Raw genomic sequence first — 17132 nt, forward strand, 5'->3', positions numbered from 1 at the left:
GGCTGAGCGGTTGCAGACTGTGGGAGCGAATTTATTCGCGAGAGGACGGGACATCCGAAACATTTCTGTCGGATGTACAACCCGTCTCGCGAATGAATTCGCTCCCACAGGGGATCTGCGTTTCAAGCAGAACCATCAGTGTGTTGGTAATCCGGGAGCGACCTGTAACGAGGTCACGAATCAGGGCAACGCAAACAGGGCAGGGCGGGTACCCAGCGTGATGATCTTGGGAAACTCATCGATCGGCACCTGCGCCGAGCACCGCCCTTCGTTGCAGTTCCACGGGATTCCGCTGTCCACCAATCCTTTCTGCGGTTCTCGCGTGTCGATGTACTGCACGTTCCCGCGCAACACGCTGCTTGAATCCAGTTTGATTGACCGCGGATAACCCGCCGTCCACGCCACCATGATCTGATCCGAACCCCGGGCGAACCTCAGCAAGTACTGCGAGTCGATCTCCCGGCTCTTCTCCGCGTCATAGCGAAACTGATGCAAGGTCGGGCTGATCGCCTTCAACGTCAGGTACGCCTGCTTGACCCCCAGGTCCTGCGTCAGCAACCCGAAATTCTGTTCAGGGTCCGTGGCGTCGGGGCCATCGTTGAGCAAGCCGTTCCACCACATCCCTTTGATGTTCGGCATCGTCTGCGCCAGGAAGAAGCTGCGCGCCAGAAATGCTGCCTGGGTTTTCTCGTCGCCGCCGCAACGCCCTTCGTTGCTGGGCCAGCCCATCTCGGTCAGGTAGAGCGGCACGGCGGTCTTGTTCTTTGTCTTGTCCTTGAGGTCTTCACTGATCCGTCGCAGCCAGGCGATCCAGTTCTCCGGCGTGTTGCGTTCATCCGCGCGGCAATGCACGTACGGGTGCAGCGACAGGCCATCGACGACATTCAGAATTCCCGATCCCACCAGCCGGTCGGCGAAGCCCAGGTCCATGCCCTGACTGGTCACTGCCCCGGCGAGAATCACCATCGGCCGCTGGTTGGTGCGAATGCGCCGAGCCGCTTCCTGCACCAGCACGCTGTAATCCTTGGCGAAGTCAGAATCGACAGGATTCTCCTTGTCCCACTCGTTCCAGACTTCATAAAAATCCACACTGTCCGCCAATTGGCGGGTGACAAAACTCACGTAGTTGCCATAGGCATCCCGCACCAGTGGTTTTCGCGGTTTGGCGTAGTTGTCGTAAAACGGGTTTCCGTAGCCCAACACCAACAGGGGCCGTAGCCGATGTTCCTGGGCCTGGCTCAGAAACGTCTGCCATGACGACTCGATTTTCATCAAGCCTCGTCGGGGTTCGGCGCTGGACCAGTAGGCATCGTCCCGCACCGAGTCAACGCCCGCCGCCTGCAGCAGTTGCAATGCCTTGGCTGGCGAAGTGTTCTTGTTCATCAGGTGGGTATCGACCCCGATGATGAAGGAATCGTCGGCAAGGACTGCGCCGCACATGCCCCAACTCAGCAGCAGGACCGTAAGGGGTCGTCGTAACCTCGTCAGGTGCGTGATGGGCATGGTTTGTCTCAATGAAGAGGCACGGTCCGGAGCGCTTGCTCAGGTAGGTCTCGGGCCGTCGGCGGGTGGAGTCGCGTGACTACGGTTTTCAAACAGGGTGCGGCAATCCAGTCGGGTCTCGCTGTGCAATGTTGTCCAGCAAAGTCTGGGCGAAGATGCTTTCGTAACTGTCCAGCATCAGCTCCAGGTCCAGCAGCGACGCCACGCTGACCCGCGCCTCGTTGCTCAAGCGGGCCAACAGATCAGGCTGCTGATGCAGCCGGAGCATCGCGTGGCCCAGTGAGTCCGGATCGCTCGGGCTGCACAGCAAACCGTTGAGCGGGTCCTGAATGATTTCCGGCAAGCCACCCATGCGGCTGGCGATCACCGGCACCGAGTGGGCGCAGGCCTCGACGGCGACCATGCCGAACGGCTCGTTCCACAACGAGGGCACCACGGCCACGTCGATCTGGCTGTAGAACGCTTCGGGCTTTTGATACCCGACGAAACTGATGTTCGGCGACGTCGCCAGCGCCTTGAAGGCGGCTTCGTCGCTGGCCTGTCCACGTCCGGCGATCTGCAGCGTCGCGTCGAACGGCAGGCGCTGAAACTGCTCGATGAGCCAGCGTACGCCTTTCTGCTCGGACAGGGTCCCCATGTATCCGAAACGCAGCGGGGCTTTTCGCATCACCGGGTCAAGCTGGCGTTGCCGGCTCAATCCGTTGCGTACGGCAGCATAAGGACTGGCGTTGTGCACCACGTAACCTTTGGCCTCGTTGAAGTAACCGCGCTTCTGCAACTTGTCGAGGATGAACTGGCTGACCCCGACCACCGTCGAGACCTGTGCCGAGCGGGCGTCGTGGCCTTTGCGAAACGACTGACAACTGCTGCATTGCTGCTGACAGCACTGGCCGCGCTTGAACATGTTGCTGCTCGGGCACATCAGGTACATATCGTGCAGCACCTGAACGATGGGCAACCGGGCGGCGGTGATTTCATCCCAGACCGAGACCGACCAGCCTGCGAGGTTGTGGCAGACGACCAAATTGGGTTGCTCGACGCTGATCACGTCCTTTACATAGCGACGCATGGCGCCGTTGTAACGGTCTCGCAGGTGCCAGCCCAATCGCGCGAGACGCCCCGGACGCTGTGCGCCGAAGTGCCAGTAGAAATTGTGCAGACCGGCGCGGTAAACCTTCACGCCATTGACCGTCTCGGTCGCCAGCCCCGTGTTGGGACCGGTCACCAGCACGCTGACCTGGCAGCCGCGTTGTTGCAGGCCTTCGACGGTGCGCTGAAGAATGACCTCCGCGCCGCCACCGATGTGGGGTGAGTACAGGCTGCTGATGAACAGTATTTTCATAGTGGATACGACTGATTCAGACCCAGTACGCCGGACTCACCGTCACGGATGGCTTTTTCGATCAGGCTCAGGCGCTCTTCGGCGCCCCGGCGCTTGGCGATCAACCGCAACAACCGGAAAAACACCCAGCGGTTGAGGCTGTACAGCAGCGACGAGTTGGCCCAGACGTTCTTGTCGAACCAGGCCTGGTTGCGCGCGCCGTAGTAGGCCCGCAAGTCGGAGCCGCCCAGCAGGAAGCTCTCGTAGATGTTGTTGGTGCGCGCCTTGATGTTCCAGGAGTTTTCCAGGTCGTCGAGCACCGCGTCCGGCACCAGGAAAATCCGTCCGCCACCTGCCGTGATGCGCCAAGTGTATTCGCTGTCGTCGGCGTAAAGCATCAACGCGTCCAGCGGCAGGCCGATCTTGCGATACAGGTTGCGGTGGGCGAGCAGGCCGCCGTAGGTCGCGAACGGCAGCTCCACCATTTGCAGCTTGCCTTGAGCCCCTTGCGGTGCGCCCCACGGCAGGCGGCGCCAGATTTTGTAAGGCAGCTGCGCGATGTGGAAACCGAAGAAGCTCGACCGGCGCTGGATCGCGAAACGTTTCGGCACACCGGCGGCGATGTCTGCTTGGTGGGTCGGACGAAAACCCAGCACGGCGGCTTTTTCTTCACCGTCGATGAGTTTGCGTTCTTCGAGCACCTGATGCAGCGTCGCGATGGCGTTGATCGTCGGCGCGTTGTCGTCGTCCATCAGCCAGATGTGTTCGGCGCCGGCATCCAGCGCGGCCTGAATGCCCACCGAGTAACCACGGGCCGAGCCGGTGTTCTCGTGCATGTAGATCACGCTGACCTGATCCGGCCAGGTACGACGCAGGGTGTCCAGTGGCGAGGTCGACGCATTGCTGACAATGATCACGCGGTCGATCAACGGGCTTTCCAGCGAACGGCTGACAAGCGTGTGCAGGTAATTGAAACGGTCACCATAGGTGAGCGTCACCAGCGTCGTTTTGGAGGTCATGGTGAGTTCCGGGCAAAGAGGATCGAGAGCGCCGGGCGAAATGCTCAGCACTCATAAACGAAGTCGGGGGTGTTGCCGAGCACAGGGCTGACTGCTGTGGGAGCGAATTCATTCGCGATGCGGTTTCATATCCGACAGATCAGCATCGGATGTACCGCCCTCTCGCGAATGAATTCGCTCCCACAGAGGTTTGCGTGCCTACAAAGGGTTGCGGGTTTTCAGCTGACCCGCGCTTCCATCCGCGACAGGCTGCTGACCGGCAAGGTCACTTTCTGTTCGCGGTGCAGCAGGTTGAGCAGGATCACCGCACGCTCATCGCCATCGGCCGTGAGGAAGATCGCTTCCACATCGTTGAAGCCCTCGGCGGTGATGCGCACGGCTTCGCCCTGTTGAAACGCCACTTTCGCCAGCGGCGCCAGCAGGCGTTCGCGGATCTGGTCGATCAGTTCGTCCTTGACCGGAATCGGCATCCCGCCAAAGGTCACGATACGGGCCACGCCACGGGTCGAGCGGATCGGATACCAATTGTCATTCGTCTGGTCCATGCGAATGAACAGATAGCCCGGGAACAGCTCTTCTTCGGTGGGGCCGCGAGAGCCGCGTTTTTTCTCGCCATGCTTGACCGGTCGGTAGCACTCGAAATGCTGGCGCTGCAAATGTTCCTGCGCCCGGCCTTCCTGACGGGGTTTGGTCTGAATCAGGTACCAGCGGGCGGGGTTGCTGGAAGGGCTATCGGCTTGAGACATCGTTCTTCACTCCACTGCAATCCGGTTCGTCGGGGTTGAAACACGCTCAGGGTGTGGCGTCGGCCTGGCCAGCAGTCCGGGATCGGCGGCGGGCGGGTGCTTGTCCAGCTGGTATTGAGTCAGCATGTGTTGGACCTGCTCGACGCAGTTGAACATCAGTACATCGATGATGGATAAATTCGCGACGAAAGGTTGACCAAACTGCGGGTATTCCACCGTGCCCATCCGGAAAAACCGCACCAGCAGGCGGTTTCTCGCGAAGTGGTCACGGTCGTACACCACCGATCCCCCTTCGGGCGTGATGAACGTCGTCGCTTCAAACGTGTGGGCAATGCGGATGATGCGTTCCTGCTTGTCCGCCGGGCTGCCCAGAATCAGGTCCGAACTGCGCATGATCGGCGTGACGATGTGCAAGTAGGCGCACATTTCACGCAGCGCATTTTCGGCGTAGAGCGCGATGTTCTGTTGAGGAAAGCGGATCAGGCGCTCGATCAGCGGCATGACCTGGGCGAAGTAGGGCGCGTGCTCGTAGCTTTCGGTGATCAGACGAATCAGCCGCTCGGCTTCTTCGTTGAAACCGTCACACAACTGGCGCTGATTGATCTGCAACAAAAAGCGGTCTTTCTTCAACGGAAAGCTGATCAGGCGGGCTTCGTCGCCGTGAAGAATGCGGTTGCGGTTGACCCAGCCCGAACGCACATAGTGCAGATCGTCTCCCAGGACGAAAACGTCTGCCGCGGCGATGAGCTGAAAGTAACCCAGATAGGGAAAGAGATAAGGTTGCATCACTGCAATGGTCCTGGCCATGAACGTCTCCTTTACTGCACTTCTACTGCTGGGTGCCCCGCCCGCGTGGGTGCGGCGGGGCGTCATGGGTTATTTACGAACGGTCGTGTAGTCGTAGCCGTACGCGGCGCAGTCGTAGTCGGCGGTGGACGCCTTGCGCAGCACGCCGTTGAAAATCGCCCCTTTGATCACGATGCCGTTGTGCATCAGGCGACGTTTGCACGCCTCGATTTCCTTGGCAGTGCTCAAGCCGAACCGGGTGACCAGCAGACAGGTGCCCGATTGGCGCCCCACCAGCGTGGCGTCGGTGACGGCCAGGATCGGCGGGGTGTCGACGATCACCAGGTCATACAGCGGCGACAGGTCGGTGATCAGCTTGTTGAAGTTGTCATGCATCAACAGCTCCGACGGGTTGGGCGCCGCGAAACCACAGGAAATGAAGTCCAGGTTGCGCACTTCGGTGTGGTTGATCACTTCCTTGCTTTTCAGCCGCGCGGCCAGGGTGTCGGACAAGCCATGCTTGGGCGTCAGGTTGAACAGCTTGTGCAGGTAGCCTTTGCGCATGTCGGCGTCGATCAGCAGCACGCGCTTGCCAGTCTGGGCAATGATCACCGCCAGGTTGCTGGAGACGAACGATTTGCCCACGCCCGGCGTCGGGCTGGAAATCATCAGCACGTTGTTGCGCGCTTCGAGCATCGCGAAGTGCAGGCTGGTGCGCAGGCTGCGCAGCGACTCGATCGCCAGTTCCGTTGGCGCGCTGACGCTGAGCAAACGTGGCTCCTTGCCGCCTGAACGGCTGCCCACTTTGTCCATGCGCTCCTGCTGTCGCGAAAACGGTAGCGACGCGTAGACCGGCATGCCCAGGTTTTCGATCACGTCGGGGTTATCCACGCCGCGATAGAACGCCTGACGCACAAACACGGTGGCAACTGCCAGCAGCAGACCGACGAGGGCGGCGACCAGCACGATGATTTTGCGCATTGGCTTGACCGGCTCTTCGACGTTGGCGTCGGCGTTGTCGATCACCCGGACGTTGCCGATGCTGCCAGCGCGCAGAATGTCCTGCTCCTGGCTCTTGTCCAGCAACAGGGTGTACGTCTGCGAAGTGACCTGCATGTCGCGGGTCAGGCGCAGCAATTCCTGTTGCGTGGCAGGCAAGGTTTCGATTTTCTTCAGCAGCGCCGCTTTCTGCGCTTCAACCTGGCTGATCTGGGTCATCAGACCGCGATAGGTCGGGTGCTCCGGCGTGTACAACCGCTCGACATCGACCCGCTTCATCTTCAGGTCAGACAACGTGCCTTCCAGCTTGACCACTTGGTCGAGGACCGATTTGGTCTCCACGCTCAGGTCCACCGACTTGGCGCTGGTCTGGAAATTGTTCAAGGCAATTTCCGACTGCTCCAACTGTTTGCGAACCGCTGGCAACTGCGAGCGCAGGAATTCAAGGCGCTGGGCGGCTTCGGCTGAACTGCGTTCCACGTTTTGGCGCACGTACAGGCGGCTGACTTCATTGAGGATGCGCTTGGCCAAGGCGGGATCGGGGTCCTGAATCGTCAGGTACACGATGCCGGAGTCTTTGCCCGCTTCAATGATTTTCAGGCGGTCCTGATAATCCAGTGCGGCGGTCAGGGTGCGTTGACGGATCACCGTGAACTCGGTGCCCGGACGACCTGCGAGCGCGGCGACCTGAATCTTCAGGCCGCTGCCTTCAACGCTCTGACCGACCGGGCCGCTGAGCAGCTTGTTGTGGTCTTCGTCGTACAGGCTGAAGGTTTCAGGCTTGTCGATGACCATCGTCATTTTCTCGCCGAGCAGCGCGTCAGGCACTTCCAGCTGGAAGATGTCGATCTTCTCGCCGCCCCACGCGTAGCTGTCGAGGCCGAACATCGACGAGGCGATTTCGCCTTCGTGATCAGGCTTGAAGTGACGGGCCATGTAACCGCCGATGCCCGGCACGTATTTCGGCTTCTGAATAATGTTGAGCTTGAGGTCTTCCACGACCTTGCCCAGCACCGCGCGGGATTTGATCAGTTCGATTTCGGTGGTCGCCTGGGACACCGACAGCGGCTTGGCATTGATCTCCGTGCGACCTTCGATGCCGATTTTCTTCGGTTCGATCTGGATCATCGCGTTGGCCTGAAAGATCGGCGTGGCGAGGACGGCGTAGGTGAGTCCAATCAGGACGCAGACACCGACAATCGATGTAATCATTCCTTTGTGATCGAAAAGTGTGCGCAAGATAGTCGCCAAATCGATCCGGGAGTCCTGGACCTCGTCCAGGGAAGTACGGTTCATAGCGGTCATTTATCTTGGATCTCCTGACTGAAGATAAGGAAGCCAGTCGTCGACGCAACGCGAAAGCTGCTCGTAGGTCTGTTCAAAGGCTAGTTTCGGGCGCCGGTAGGGGTCGGCTATTTCCAGTGCGTGTTGCCATTTGCCAATCAGAAACGTCTTGCCGCGTACCTCGGGGGCCAGCTTGAGCACGCTTTGCATCTGGCGGTTTTCCATCAGCAGGATCAGGTCCGCGTCGTAAAGCATTTGCCGGTCGATCTGACGACTGCGATGCCGGTGGGCCTCGACGCCGTTGACCTGCAACACGGCCTTGGCCAGTGGGTCCATGGTGGAACTGAGCATGGCGTGGGTGCCGGCCGACGAGATCACGACGCCTGTGCGTACGCGCTGTCGGAGCATCGCCTCGGCCATGGGGCTGCGACAGATGTTGCCGACGCAGACCACCAGAACGTTACTGAACATGACCTTTGCTGAACGTCGTCATCAGTCTTTTGCCGATGTTGGTGCTGAAGTTGCGGCCCACCTGCAGCAAGGTTTGAACCTTGCGCTGGGGCGTGATTGCGGACAGTGAATAACCGACCAGCTCCATCAGGAAGTGCTCGTACAGCTCGTCGTTGCCCAGGCGGTTGTAGTAGTTGGCCAGTGCGCCGGACGTCTGCAACGCCATGTGCAATTTGCGTTTGTTCGAGCGCATGGAGAACACACCGCCCGGATGCAGGCGATACATGGCGGGCTTGATGTCGGCCATGAATTTGCCCTTGCCGTACGCCCCGAGCAGCGACCACCACACCAGATCGTTCAGCGGCGCGCCGACCAGTTCCTTGGGCAGCGAGTCGAAGACGTTGCGAAACACCGTGGTCAGCGTCGAAATGGGCCGGGCCTTTTGCAACTCCAGCGCCGTGGCGTCGCCCCGCAACTCGCCTTGCAGCTGAATTGGGTACTGGCCGTTGGTGTCGAAGGGAATGGCGTCGTGGTAGGTCAGCACGTAATCGGGGTGGTTTTCGAGGAACTCCACCTGGATCTGCAGTTTTCGCGGGTCGGTCCAGTAATCGTCGCCTTCGCAGAAAGCGATGTAGCGGCCACGTGCCTGGCCAAACAGGCGCGGCACTGACGAGTTGCCTTGTGAGTACTGGTTCGTCTCGTGATAGAAGGGCCGGATCAGCGTCGGGTAACGTTCGACGTATTCGGCAATGATGCGGGCGGTGCCATCCGTGGAGGCGTCGTCGTTCACCAGAATTTCGAATTCGAACGACGTTTCCTGCATCAGAAAGCCTTCCAGCGTCTGAGCGACGTAGGCTTGCTGGTTGTAGGCTGGACAGACAATGCTGACCAGGGGTGCGGCGGACGGCGAGACGCTCGTCTTTTTGCTAATAGCATCCATGGCTGTGGCTCTCGGTTTAAAGCCTCGTTAGAGACTGGGCTTGCTGAACAGGACGGAAATCTTCGTCACCAGTGGCTTGTAGCTGGCGGCTACCACCATCAGCGTGATCAGGCCGCTGACGGCCAGACCCAAGAACGTGTTGAAGCGATTGTCATCGGCGATCAGTCGCAGCACCGGCTCGCTGATCGCCAGGCCCACGGCCGTCATCACGCTGATGCGCGAGATGTCGCGCAACCAGAAGCCGTGAATGCCCGGCGCAAGGCGTTGATGCACGATCATCGGCCAGATGGCGAACGACACCACGCGCAGAACGAACCAGGCGAGGGCGGCGCCCAAGGCTCCGTAAAAGTGAATCGCCAGCACCATCACTGGCACCGTGATCAGCGCAGAAATGACGCTGTACCAGACGTGCAATCGCATCTGCCCATAGGCGTATTGCAGGTAGAACTGAAACGCACTGACGGCCATGATCGCGCTGCCCAGCGAGTACCAAGGCAGAATCGAGCGGCTCCAGTCGGCGGCCAGTCGATCGCCCGACCAGGCGTACACCATCTCGTGGGCATGCAAGGCGATCAGCGCGGCCAGTGGAAACAGAAACGTGCAGACGAAGCGGTTGGCGGCCAGAAACAAAGCGTGCATGTCATCGCGACGACCTTCGGCCATCAACACCGTCAGACGCGGCAGCAGCGTCTGCGCCAGCGGGTTGCTCAACATCATGATGCCGGTGGTGATCAGCGCCACCAGCGAGAAGTAACCGTACTCGTTGAGCGGCAGCATCTCGGACAGCAGCACCTTGTCGATCTGGGTCAGCACAATCCACAACACCGCAGTGCCCGACATGCTGGCGGCGAACGGGATGATCGGTTTGACCAACTGCCAGTCGAATCCGGTCAACAACGACGGCTTCGGCATCTGCTGATACGCGCGGGCGGCAAAGATCAGGGTTTCGACCAGCCCCACCAGCACCTGAAATTCGAAGAACGTCACCGGGTCGCTGGTGATCGTACTCACCAGAAACAGCCCGCCGAAGTAGCGCAGGGTGGCGATGATCACGTTGGCGATGTTCAGCCAGGCGTGTTGTTCCAGGCCCTGAATCCCGCTTTTATAGAGTGTCGAAAACAGCCGCAGGGCGATCACGATACCCATCAGGCTGATGCACTCGACCAGCGTCTGGGTCGACAGCTCCTTGGCGTTGAGCCAGTGCACGGCGATCCAGTCGCTCCCGGCCATCATCGCCACACAACACAGGCCGGCCAACGGCACGAAGATCAGTTCGAACGACCGCAGCAGGCGGCCGGAGTGATAGTCCTGCACCGTCGCCCCTTGCTGATGCGCAACGGCGCGCACCAGGCTGGGCGACAACCCCGCGTCCAGCAATTGCAGCCAGGCCTGCAACACCGAGAAGAAACCGATCAGGCCATATGCCTCGGCGCCCATGTGGCCGAGGTAGAACGGCATGATCAGGATTCCCACCAGCAGCGTGTAGGCCTGGCCTGCATAGCTCAACGCAGTGTTGCGTATGACTGAGCGTTTGGTTTGCATGGAATGTCCCTTTCTTGCCTGAACGTGACGTGACACCGGCTTCAGATGGCGCTCGCCAGGTTCGGGGCCTGGTAGGACGCATGACCCAGGCTGCATTCGGCAATCACGGTGGCAATCACCCGTTCCTGATCTTCCACTTGCAGGCCCGGGAAGATCGGCAGGCAGAGCACGCGGTCACTCAAGGCGCGCGACGCAGTTTGTGCCGCCTGCGGTTGCAGGTATTCAAGGGTGTCCAGCGAGGGGTAGAAATACCGGCGCGGGTTGATGCCATTGGTGTTCAAGGCACTGCGTACGCGCAACAACTGCTGCTCGTCGCTCAGGGCGATCGGGTAGTAACTGTTGTTGAGCTCGCTGTTGTCTTCCGGTTTCTGGAGGTCGACGTAATCGCCCAGGCGGGTGGTGTAGCGGTGGGCAATTTCAGCGCGTTGCTGAAGAATGTTCTCGATGTCGTCGAGAATGCACAGGCCCATTGCCGCTGAAAATTCGTTGAGCTTGGCGTTGATGCCGATGCCGTCGATCTTGTCGACTTCAACGATGCCGAAGTTGCACAGCAAGTGAACGCGACGGGCCAGCTCATCGTCGTTGGTGATGATCGCGCCGCCTTCAATGGTGTGAAACAGCTTGGTGGCATGAAAGCTCAAGGTGCTGATGTCGCCCCAGTTGAGCACCGACTGACCGGCGTGGCGCACGGCGAAGGCATGGGCGCCGTCGTACACGACTTTCAGATTGCGCCGACGGGCGATTTCTTCGATGCGTTCCACCGCGCAGGGGTTGCCGAACACGTGGGTGCCGACGATCGCGGTGGTGTCCGAGACGATGCGGCTTTCGATGTGCTCAGGGGAGATGTTCCAGGTCTGCGCATCAATGTCCGCGAAGATCGGGCGAATGCCTTCCCATTGCAACGAACTGCTGGTGGCCACGAAGCTGAAGGGCGTGGTCACTGCGCTGCCGCTCAGGCCGAGTGCGCGGTAGGCGACTTGCAGGGCGAGGGTGCCGTTGTTGGTCAGGATGACGTGCCTGACGCCGAGGTATTCCTTCAGGCGCTCTTCCAGTTGGCACACCAGCGGACCGTGGTTGGTCAACCAGCCACGCGCATAGATGCCTTCGACGTAAGTTTTGAACTTGTCGATATCGCCCAGGTAAGTCTTGGTTACGTTGATCATCGAAATCTCCATTTCTGACGCAAATCTTTCAGGGCTTTTAGGCAGCCGTGCTTTCAAGGCGGGTTGCACACCGTGTGCGGTCCGGTTCAGCTCTGTGTGGAAGCGGGAGGCTGACTGCCGGCTTTGTTACTCATCCGTCTCGCTCGACCCTGGTTGATCCGCAGAATCATCCGGGTCGCCAGACTGCCTGCGTGGGGGTCACCAAAGTGGAACAGCGCCGTGGCGCGCTTCACATCGGCACCGCAGGGCTGATTGGCGTGCAGCGTGCGGTAGCCCCAGAAGAAATAAACATTGCCGGGTTCCAGGCGCAGGACATAAGGCTTGAGCCAGTTGCGCTGCATGCCTTTGACGATCCAGCCACGGGTAACCTTGTTCTGCAGCAACGCTTTCTCGATCACGTTGAACAGTACCCAACCACGCACCCGTCGAATGTTCGGGAAGAGCATCAGATCACCGCGCTCCTCGCCCTCTGTGGGGATGAACACCGGAATCAGCGCTGTCACCAGACTTGCGTCGTAGTGAAAGGCATTGGATTCGCGCTTACCCTGATTGCCCTGTACGCAACGCAGCACCGGAAAGATCCGATCGCTGCGGGCATCGTGCCGGGCGGCATGTCGGTAGAGGCCTCCCAGCAGCGACTTGAAGCGCGGGTCGGTCCAGTAGCTCGACAGCAGGCTTTCGCCCAGCATCGCTTCACCGTGATAGGCGAAGTATTCACCCTGGTGTTTGCGCGCTTGTTCGTCGGTCCAGGCGCGCAGCTGTTGAAGGTCTGCGTCGGACACCGCGCCGTCGAGCTTTGCAAAGCCGTGGGTATCGATTTCGTCAGCCAGGCGCTGGGCCAGCTGCTCATCCATGTCGAAAGATAAGGGCATTGCATCGCGTCCTCTAAATAAGGAAAGGGGACACAACAGGTTGCGATTGAGGCTTCAGGCACGCTACCGCCCGAATCTGCAGATCCTGCTGTTCTACTCACTGTTTGTTCACGCTGTCTTTTCAAAAGAGCCCTGGGAAAAGCGTTGGGCAAAGCTACCGCCCAACCGAGCACTTTCAGTTCTTTTGAAAATTTTCTTTCGGCCAACACATGCCCACCGGCGCAAGGGACACACCGTTTGTGTTCATTAACTTCGTAGGCAGATACAGCATGATGAAGTCCAAAATGTCTTCTGCGCACAGCTCTGTGGCTGCGCTGCTAAAACAGGAAAACATTGGACAGGCATATATATCGACGGGCGCGGACTTTCTGTCAAATTATTTCGCCAACATTCTGTAAAATTTTTGATAACCCTTCGTTTTGATTGTGTAACTTATTGATTTATATACAAGTCAAAAAAATAGCGTTGCTCTATCACGGTGCGCTGACGCTTTTGAAGCATTGAGAAGACAACTCCAAAGCAGGTGGGGAACCCGGCAAAAGACAGTTTTCCACCGCCAGAAGTCAGGCGCAGGGTGTAGTTATCGGTTTTATGGCGCGGGTTAATTGAACGTCTTAGTGCGCTCGTTTGTGATCAAAACAGGAACTGAGCAACTAACGAAGTGATGAAAGTTTGGCGCCGTTTTATCCAACTTTGCCCGGTCTGTTAGTGTTGGATCAGTTCGAGATTAATAACGCAATCTTTGAAACTTTCTGAAAGGTCTAATGTCACGCCGTTCTAACTGCTTGAGGCATAACGCGTTCCGACTGACCGTTGCCGTCATCTCGTGATACCTGGCCTGCGGTTGCTCCCCGCCGATACGTCCTCCATTATCTGTCAGGTGCGACGCAAACAATTTCGGGTCAGCAGGAGATTCAATGAACACGCAGTCGAAAACCAGTGGAGTGGTGGCGCAACGCTTGGCGCAGGCACGCGCCCTCATGAGTCGTGAAGGCATCGACGCCTGGCTGGTGCCGTCGGCCGATCCTCATCTGTCGGAATACCTGCCGGGGTATTGGCAAGGCCGGCAATGGCTGTCGGGCTTCCATGGGTCGGTCGGCACGCTGATCGTCACCCCTGAGTTCGCGGGCGTGTGGGCCGACAGCCGCTACTGGGAGCAGGCCACTAAAGAATTGGCGGGCAGCGGGATCGAACTGGTCAAGTTGCAACCCGGCCAGCCGGGGCCGTTGGAATGGCTGGCGGAGCAGGCCAAGGCTGATTCCGTAGTCGCGGTTGATGGTGCTGTCCTGGCGGTCGCGTCCTCACGCACGCTGGCCAGCAACCTTTATGCCCGTGGTGCCCGACTGCGCACCGACCTCGATCCGCTGACCGAGCTGTGGGAAGGCCGCCCGGTGCTGCCGACCCAGGCTATTTATGAGCACGTCGCGCCTCAGGCCACGCAATCCCGCCCGGAAAAACTGACCCGGCTGCGCAAGGTGATCGCCGAGCGCGGCGCCGACTGGCATTTTCTCGCGACGCTGGACGACATCGCCTGGCTGTTTAACTTGCGCGGCGAAGACGTTTCCTACAATCCAGTGTTCATTTCGTTCGCATTGATCGGCCCTGACAGTGTCAGCTTGTTCGTGGCTCCCGAGAAAGTGAACCCGGCGCTGCGCAAAACCCTCGAAAACGAAGGCATCACGCTGCGCGAATACACCGCCATTGGCGCCGCGTTGCGTGCCGTGCCGAAAGAGGCGAGGCTGCTGGTTGACCCGGCGCGGGTGACCTGTGGCCTGCTCGACTATCTGGACAGCGAAGTCACGTTGGTCGAAGGCCTCAACCCGAGCACCCTGTTTAAATCACAAAAAAGCGAGGCGGACGCCCAGCACATTCGTCAGGCCATGGAACAGGATGGCGCCGCGCTGTGCGAATTCTTCGCTTGGCTGGACTCGGCGCTGGGCAATGAGCGTGTCACCGAGCTGACCATCGACGAAAAACTCAGCGCGGCTCGCGCGAAGCGTCCGGACTACATCTCTCAAAGCTTCGCGACCATTGCGGGCTTCAACGGTAACGGCGCGATGCCGCATTACCGCGCCACGGAAGAGGAACATTCCGTCATCGAAGGCGCCGGCCTGTTGCTGATCGATTCCGGGGGCCAGTATCTGGGAGGCACCACCGACATCACCCGTATGGTGCCTGTCGGAACGCCGACCGCCGATCAAAAGCGTGATTGCACGCGGGTATTGAAGGGGGTGATCGCACTGTCCCGCGCCCACTTTCCGCGCGGCATTCTCTCGCCCCTGCTGGATGCGATCGCTCGGGCGCCGATCTGGGCCGAGGGCGTCAACTATGGTCACGGCACCGGGCACGGCGTCGGCTACTTCCTCAACGTGCATGAAGGCCCGCAGGTGATCGCCTACCAGGCACCGGCCACGCCGCAAACCGCGATGCAGCCGGGGATGATCACCTCCATCGAGCCGGGGACTTATCGTCCGGGTCAGTGGGGCGTGCGGATCGAGAACCTGGTCATCAACCAGGAAGCGGGCAAGACCGAGTTTGGCGAATTCCTGAAATTCGAAACCCTGACCTTGTGCCCGATCGATACGCGCTGCCTGGAGGTGAGTCTGCTGACGGAAGAAGAACGTGAGTGGTTGAATGGCTACCACGCGGACGTCAAGCGCCGCTTGAGCCCATTGCTCGACGGCCTGGCGCTGGCATGGCTGGAATTGCGCACCGCCGCCGTCTGATCAGGTCGATCGATAGGGACGGAAGCTACAGGACGAATTCGATGCCTGCGCCTGGAAGGGCAGGCAAACGAATGGGGAAGGGCTTCAGGGCTGAGTCGGCTTCTTGCACACGATGATCATGCTGCGGCTGGTATAGCCAGCCGGATTGAGTCCCAATGGGAAATCTCCCGGGTCCTCGGTCGCGTCGCCTGATTTGGCAATGACCCGGTATTGCCGGGACTCACAGGAGTCGGTCGCCATCTTGTAGCACTGATCCCACGAAGACGAGAGACCGGAGCAATTGATGTGCAGGCCCCGCTTGCTCTTCACTGGCTTGGAGGTGGCGGCGCATCCGGCGACGCTCACAATGGCCAGCATTATTAAAATGTACTTCATTCATTTCCTTACCTGACCGGCCACAACCGCTCAGTCCCTAGCTTGAATTCGCTCGCTTGCCTGAAGCCAACAGCCATGCCCATCCAAATGAAGCTCCGCAATGGAGGGGCTTGGACGTAAACATGGCGCAACAGCGTTACAAATACCAGTGACATCGTGTAACTGAGCCCAAAAAGCGTCAGTCGGCTGGCACCAAGGCCACAGGCTCGGGGCGCGTGGTCAGTGTCGCACCGACCGAGGCGACGATGATCGCACTGATGGCCAGCCACTGGGTCAGGGTCAGGCTCTCATGCAGAAACAGCAATCCGGACAGTGCGCCCACGGCAGGTTCCATGCTCATCAACGTGCCGAATGTGCGAACGGGCATTCGGGTGAGGGCGATCATCTCCAGGCTGTAAGGCAGTGCCGTCGAAAGGATGGCGACGCCAAGAGCGATCGGGATCAGAGCAGGGTCAAGCAAAGCGCTGCCCGCATGCGCTACCCCAATCGGGGCAATGAAGATGGCGGCAATGACCACGCCGAGCGCAGCTGTTTGCACGCCATGATCCGCACCGGCCTTCTGGCCGAACAGAATGTAGCCCGCCCAGCAAACGCCTGCGCCCAACGCATAAAGAGCGCCGGCCAGATCCAGGCCATTTGCCTGCCCCATGGGAATGAGTAAGGCGAGGCCTGTCACCGCCAGTACGATCCAGATGAAGTCCGTGACTTTGCGTGAGTGCAGCAAAGCGACCGCCAGTGGCCCGGTGAACTCCAGCGCAACGCCGATCCCCAGAGGAATCGTGCGGATAGCCATATAGAAGAGGAAATTCATGCCGCCCAGTGCGATGCCATATATAAGCACCGTGCGCAGGGAGCTGGAGGTGAAGGTCGTGCGCCATGGGCGCAGGATCAGCGTCATCAGGATGCTCGCGAACACCAGGCGCAAGGTCGTAGTGCCTTGAGCGCCGATGGCTGGGAACAATGACTTGGCGAGCGAGGCGCCGGTCTGCACCGACATCATGGCAATCAGCAGCATGCCGACCGGGAGAAGAACGGCTGTCAGGCGGGTGGGGTTTGCGTTCATTGCGTTATTAAGATCCGAAAGGCTGGACGTGCATATAGAAGAGGGGCGTCATGATGCTCAAGAATCTGGCTCTGAGCAATATAGTGCTCATTTTTATCGTCTGGGACGATTTTTGAAAGTATTCGGAATAAGTGCTTGACGCCCCTCCGGATGTGTCTATAATTCGCCCCACTTCCGGCGCAGTCGGAACCGAAAACTCCTTGAAGATCAACGAGTTACAGGTTCAGGATAGCGAGGAAGTGCTTCGGTTCTGGTGTTCGGATCGGCAGCGGTGAAAAAGGTGGTTGACAGCAAGTTGTAACGCTGTAGAATTCGCCTCCCGCTGACATGAGACGCCAAGTCG

Annotated in this window: 14 protein-coding genes; 1 reads left to right on the forward strand and 13 read right to left on the reverse strand. The window is 59.4% G+C overall.

The window, feature by feature from the left end; all coding sequences use genetic code 11:
* Positions 1-180: 180 nt before the first annotated feature.
* The 11 genes from ACWKWE_RS18525 to ACWKWE_RS18575 form a co-directional block, all read right to left on the reverse strand.
* Entirely contained in the window at positions 181-1503 is a 1323-nt protein-coding gene (locus ACWKWE_RS18525; RefSeq protein ID WP_166597976.1) for a hypothetical protein, read from the reverse strand.
* 88 nt (positions 1504-1591) lie between these two features.
* Entirely contained in the window at positions 1592-2845 is a 1254-nt protein-coding gene (locus ACWKWE_RS18530; protein ID WP_483851316.1) for a glycosyltransferase family 4 protein, read from the reverse strand.
* Positions 2842-3843 carry a glycosyltransferase gene (locus ACWKWE_RS18535; RefSeq protein WP_483851317.1) on the reverse strand — a complete coding sequence of 334 codons (1002 nt, stop codon included), beginning with the start codon at positions 3841-3843 and terminating at the stop codon, positions 2842-2844. The genes ACWKWE_RS18530 and ACWKWE_RS18535 overlap by 4 nt, the downstream gene beginning before the upstream one ends.
* Before the next feature lie 218 nt (positions 3844-4061).
* A complete protein-coding gene (gene rfaH / locus ACWKWE_RS18540) occupies positions 4062-4589 on the reverse strand; it encodes a transcription/translation regulatory transformer protein RfaH (protein WP_483851318.1) in 528 nt (175 codons plus the stop codon).
* Positions 4590-4595: 6 nt separating this feature from the next.
* Positions 4596-5396, reverse strand: coding sequence for a WbqC family protein (locus ACWKWE_RS18545; RefSeq protein ID WP_483851319.1), 801 nt, complete (start codon positions 5394-5396; stop codon positions 4596-4598).
* Positions 5397-5465: 69 nt separating this feature from the next.
* A complete protein-coding gene (locus ACWKWE_RS18550; RefSeq protein ID WP_483851320.1) occupies positions 5466-7679 on the reverse strand; it encodes a polysaccharide biosynthesis tyrosine autokinase in 2214 nt (737 codons plus the stop codon).
* A complete protein-coding gene (locus ACWKWE_RS18555) occupies positions 7680-8129 on the reverse strand; it encodes a low molecular weight protein-tyrosine-phosphatase (protein ID WP_166597982.1) in 450 nt (149 codons plus the stop codon).
* Positions 8119-9048: a glycosyltransferase family 2 protein gene (locus ACWKWE_RS18560; RefSeq protein ID WP_401152127.1), complete on the reverse strand. Its 930-nt coding sequence runs from the start codon at positions 9046-9048 to the stop codon at positions 8119-8121. Before ACWKWE_RS18560 ends, ACWKWE_RS18555 begins: the two co-directional genes overlap by 11 nt.
* A gap of 27 nt (positions 9049-9075) precedes the next feature.
* Complete coding sequence (locus tag ACWKWE_RS18565; RefSeq protein WP_483851321.1) at positions 9076-10590, reverse strand: lipopolysaccharide biosynthesis protein; 1515 nt, start codon at positions 10588-10590, stop codon at positions 9076-9078.
* Positions 10591-10631: 41 nt separating this feature from the next.
* Positions 10632-11753 carry a DegT/DnrJ/EryC1/StrS family aminotransferase gene (locus ACWKWE_RS18570; protein WP_166597985.1) on the reverse strand — a complete coding sequence of 374 codons (1122 nt, stop codon included), beginning with the start codon at positions 11751-11753 and terminating at the stop codon, positions 10632-10634.
* Positions 11754-11839: 86 nt separating this feature from the next.
* A complete protein-coding gene (locus ACWKWE_RS18575) occupies positions 11840-12625 on the reverse strand; it encodes a hypothetical protein (protein WP_483851322.1) in 786 nt (261 codons plus the stop codon).
* 917 nt (positions 12626-13542) lie between these two features.
* Here ACWKWE_RS18575 and ACWKWE_RS18580 point away from each other — a divergent pair.
* Positions 13543-15351, forward strand: a complete 1809-nt coding sequence (locus tag ACWKWE_RS18580; RefSeq protein ID WP_483851323.1) for an aminopeptidase P family protein — start codon at positions 13543-13545, stop codon at positions 15349-15351.
* An 84-nt stretch (positions 15352-15435) separates the two neighbouring features.
* On the opposite strand, the gene ACWKWE_RS18585 is transcribed toward ACWKWE_RS18580, so the two are convergent.
* Together ACWKWE_RS18585 and rhtA are read right to left on the reverse strand one after the other, a co-directional pair.
* On the reverse strand, positions 15436-15726 hold the full coding sequence (locus tag ACWKWE_RS18585) for a hypothetical protein (protein WP_166597987.1): 291 nt from the start codon (positions 15724-15726) through the stop codon (positions 15436-15438).
* Positions 15727-15904: 178 nt separating this feature from the next.
* On the reverse strand, positions 15905-16789 hold the full coding sequence (gene rhtA / locus ACWKWE_RS18590; protein ID WP_166597988.1) for a threonine/homoserine exporter RhtA: 885 nt from the start codon (positions 16787-16789) through the stop codon (positions 15905-15907).
* Between the last annotated feature and the right edge of the window lie 343 nt (positions 16790-17132).

This window comes from Pseudomonas salicis, from assembly GCF_057128705.1.

What these genes read in the sequence shown, in the direction of transcription:
- ACWKWE_RS18525 (WP_166597976.1), bottom strand. Translation starts at nt 1,503, where the DNA reads ATGCCCATCACGCACCTGACGAGGTTACGACGACCCCTTACGGTCCTG.
- ACWKWE_RS18530 (WP_483851316.1), bottom strand. Translation starts at nt 2,845, where the DNA reads ATGAAAATACTGTTCATCAGCAGCCTGTACTCACCCCACATCGGTGGC.
- ACWKWE_RS18535 (WP_483851317.1), bottom strand. Translation starts at nt 3,843, where the DNA reads ATGACCTCCAAAACGACGCTGGTGACGCTCACCTATGGTGACCGTTTC.
- rfaH (WP_483851318.1), bottom strand. Translation starts at nt 4,589, where the DNA reads ATGTCTCAAGCCGATAGCCCTTCCAGCAACCCCGCCCGCTGGTACCTG.
- ACWKWE_RS18545 (WP_483851319.1), bottom strand. Translation starts at nt 5,396, where the DNA reads ATGGCCAGGACCATTGCAGTGATGCAACCTTATCTCTTTCCCTATCTG.
- ACWKWE_RS18550 (WP_483851320.1), bottom strand. Translation starts at nt 7,679, where the DNA reads ATGACCGCTATGAACCGTACTTCCCTGGACGAGGTCCAGGACTCCCGG.
- ACWKWE_RS18555 (WP_166597982.1), bottom strand. Translation starts at nt 8,129, where the DNA reads ATGTTCAGTAACGTTCTGGTGGTCTGCGTCGGCAACATCTGTCGCAGC.
- ACWKWE_RS18560 (WP_401152127.1), bottom strand. Translation starts at nt 9,048, where the DNA reads ATGGATGCTATTAGCAAAAAGACGAGCGTCTCGCCGTCCGCCGCACCC.
- ACWKWE_RS18565 (WP_483851321.1), bottom strand. Translation starts at nt 10,590, where the DNA reads ATGCAAACCAAACGCTCAGTCATACGCAACACTGCGTTGAGCTATGCA.
- ACWKWE_RS18570 (WP_166597985.1), bottom strand. Translation starts at nt 11,753, where the DNA reads ATGATCAACGTAACCAAGACTTACCTGGGCGATATCGACAAGTTCAAA.
- ACWKWE_RS18575 (WP_483851322.1), bottom strand. Translation starts at nt 12,625, where the DNA reads ATGCCCTTATCTTTCGACATGGATGAGCAGCTGGCCCAGCGCCTGGCT.
- ACWKWE_RS18580 (WP_483851323.1), top strand. Translation starts at nt 13,543, where the DNA reads ATGAACACGCAGTCGAAAACCAGTGGAGTGGTGGCGCAACGCTTGGCG.
- ACWKWE_RS18585 (WP_166597987.1), bottom strand. Translation starts at nt 15,726, where the DNA reads ATGAAGTACATTTTAATAATGCTGGCCATTGTGAGCGTCGCCGGATGC.
- rhtA (WP_166597988.1), bottom strand. Translation starts at nt 16,789, where the DNA reads ATGAACGCAAACCCCACCCGCCTGACAGCCGTTCTTCTCCCGGTCGGC.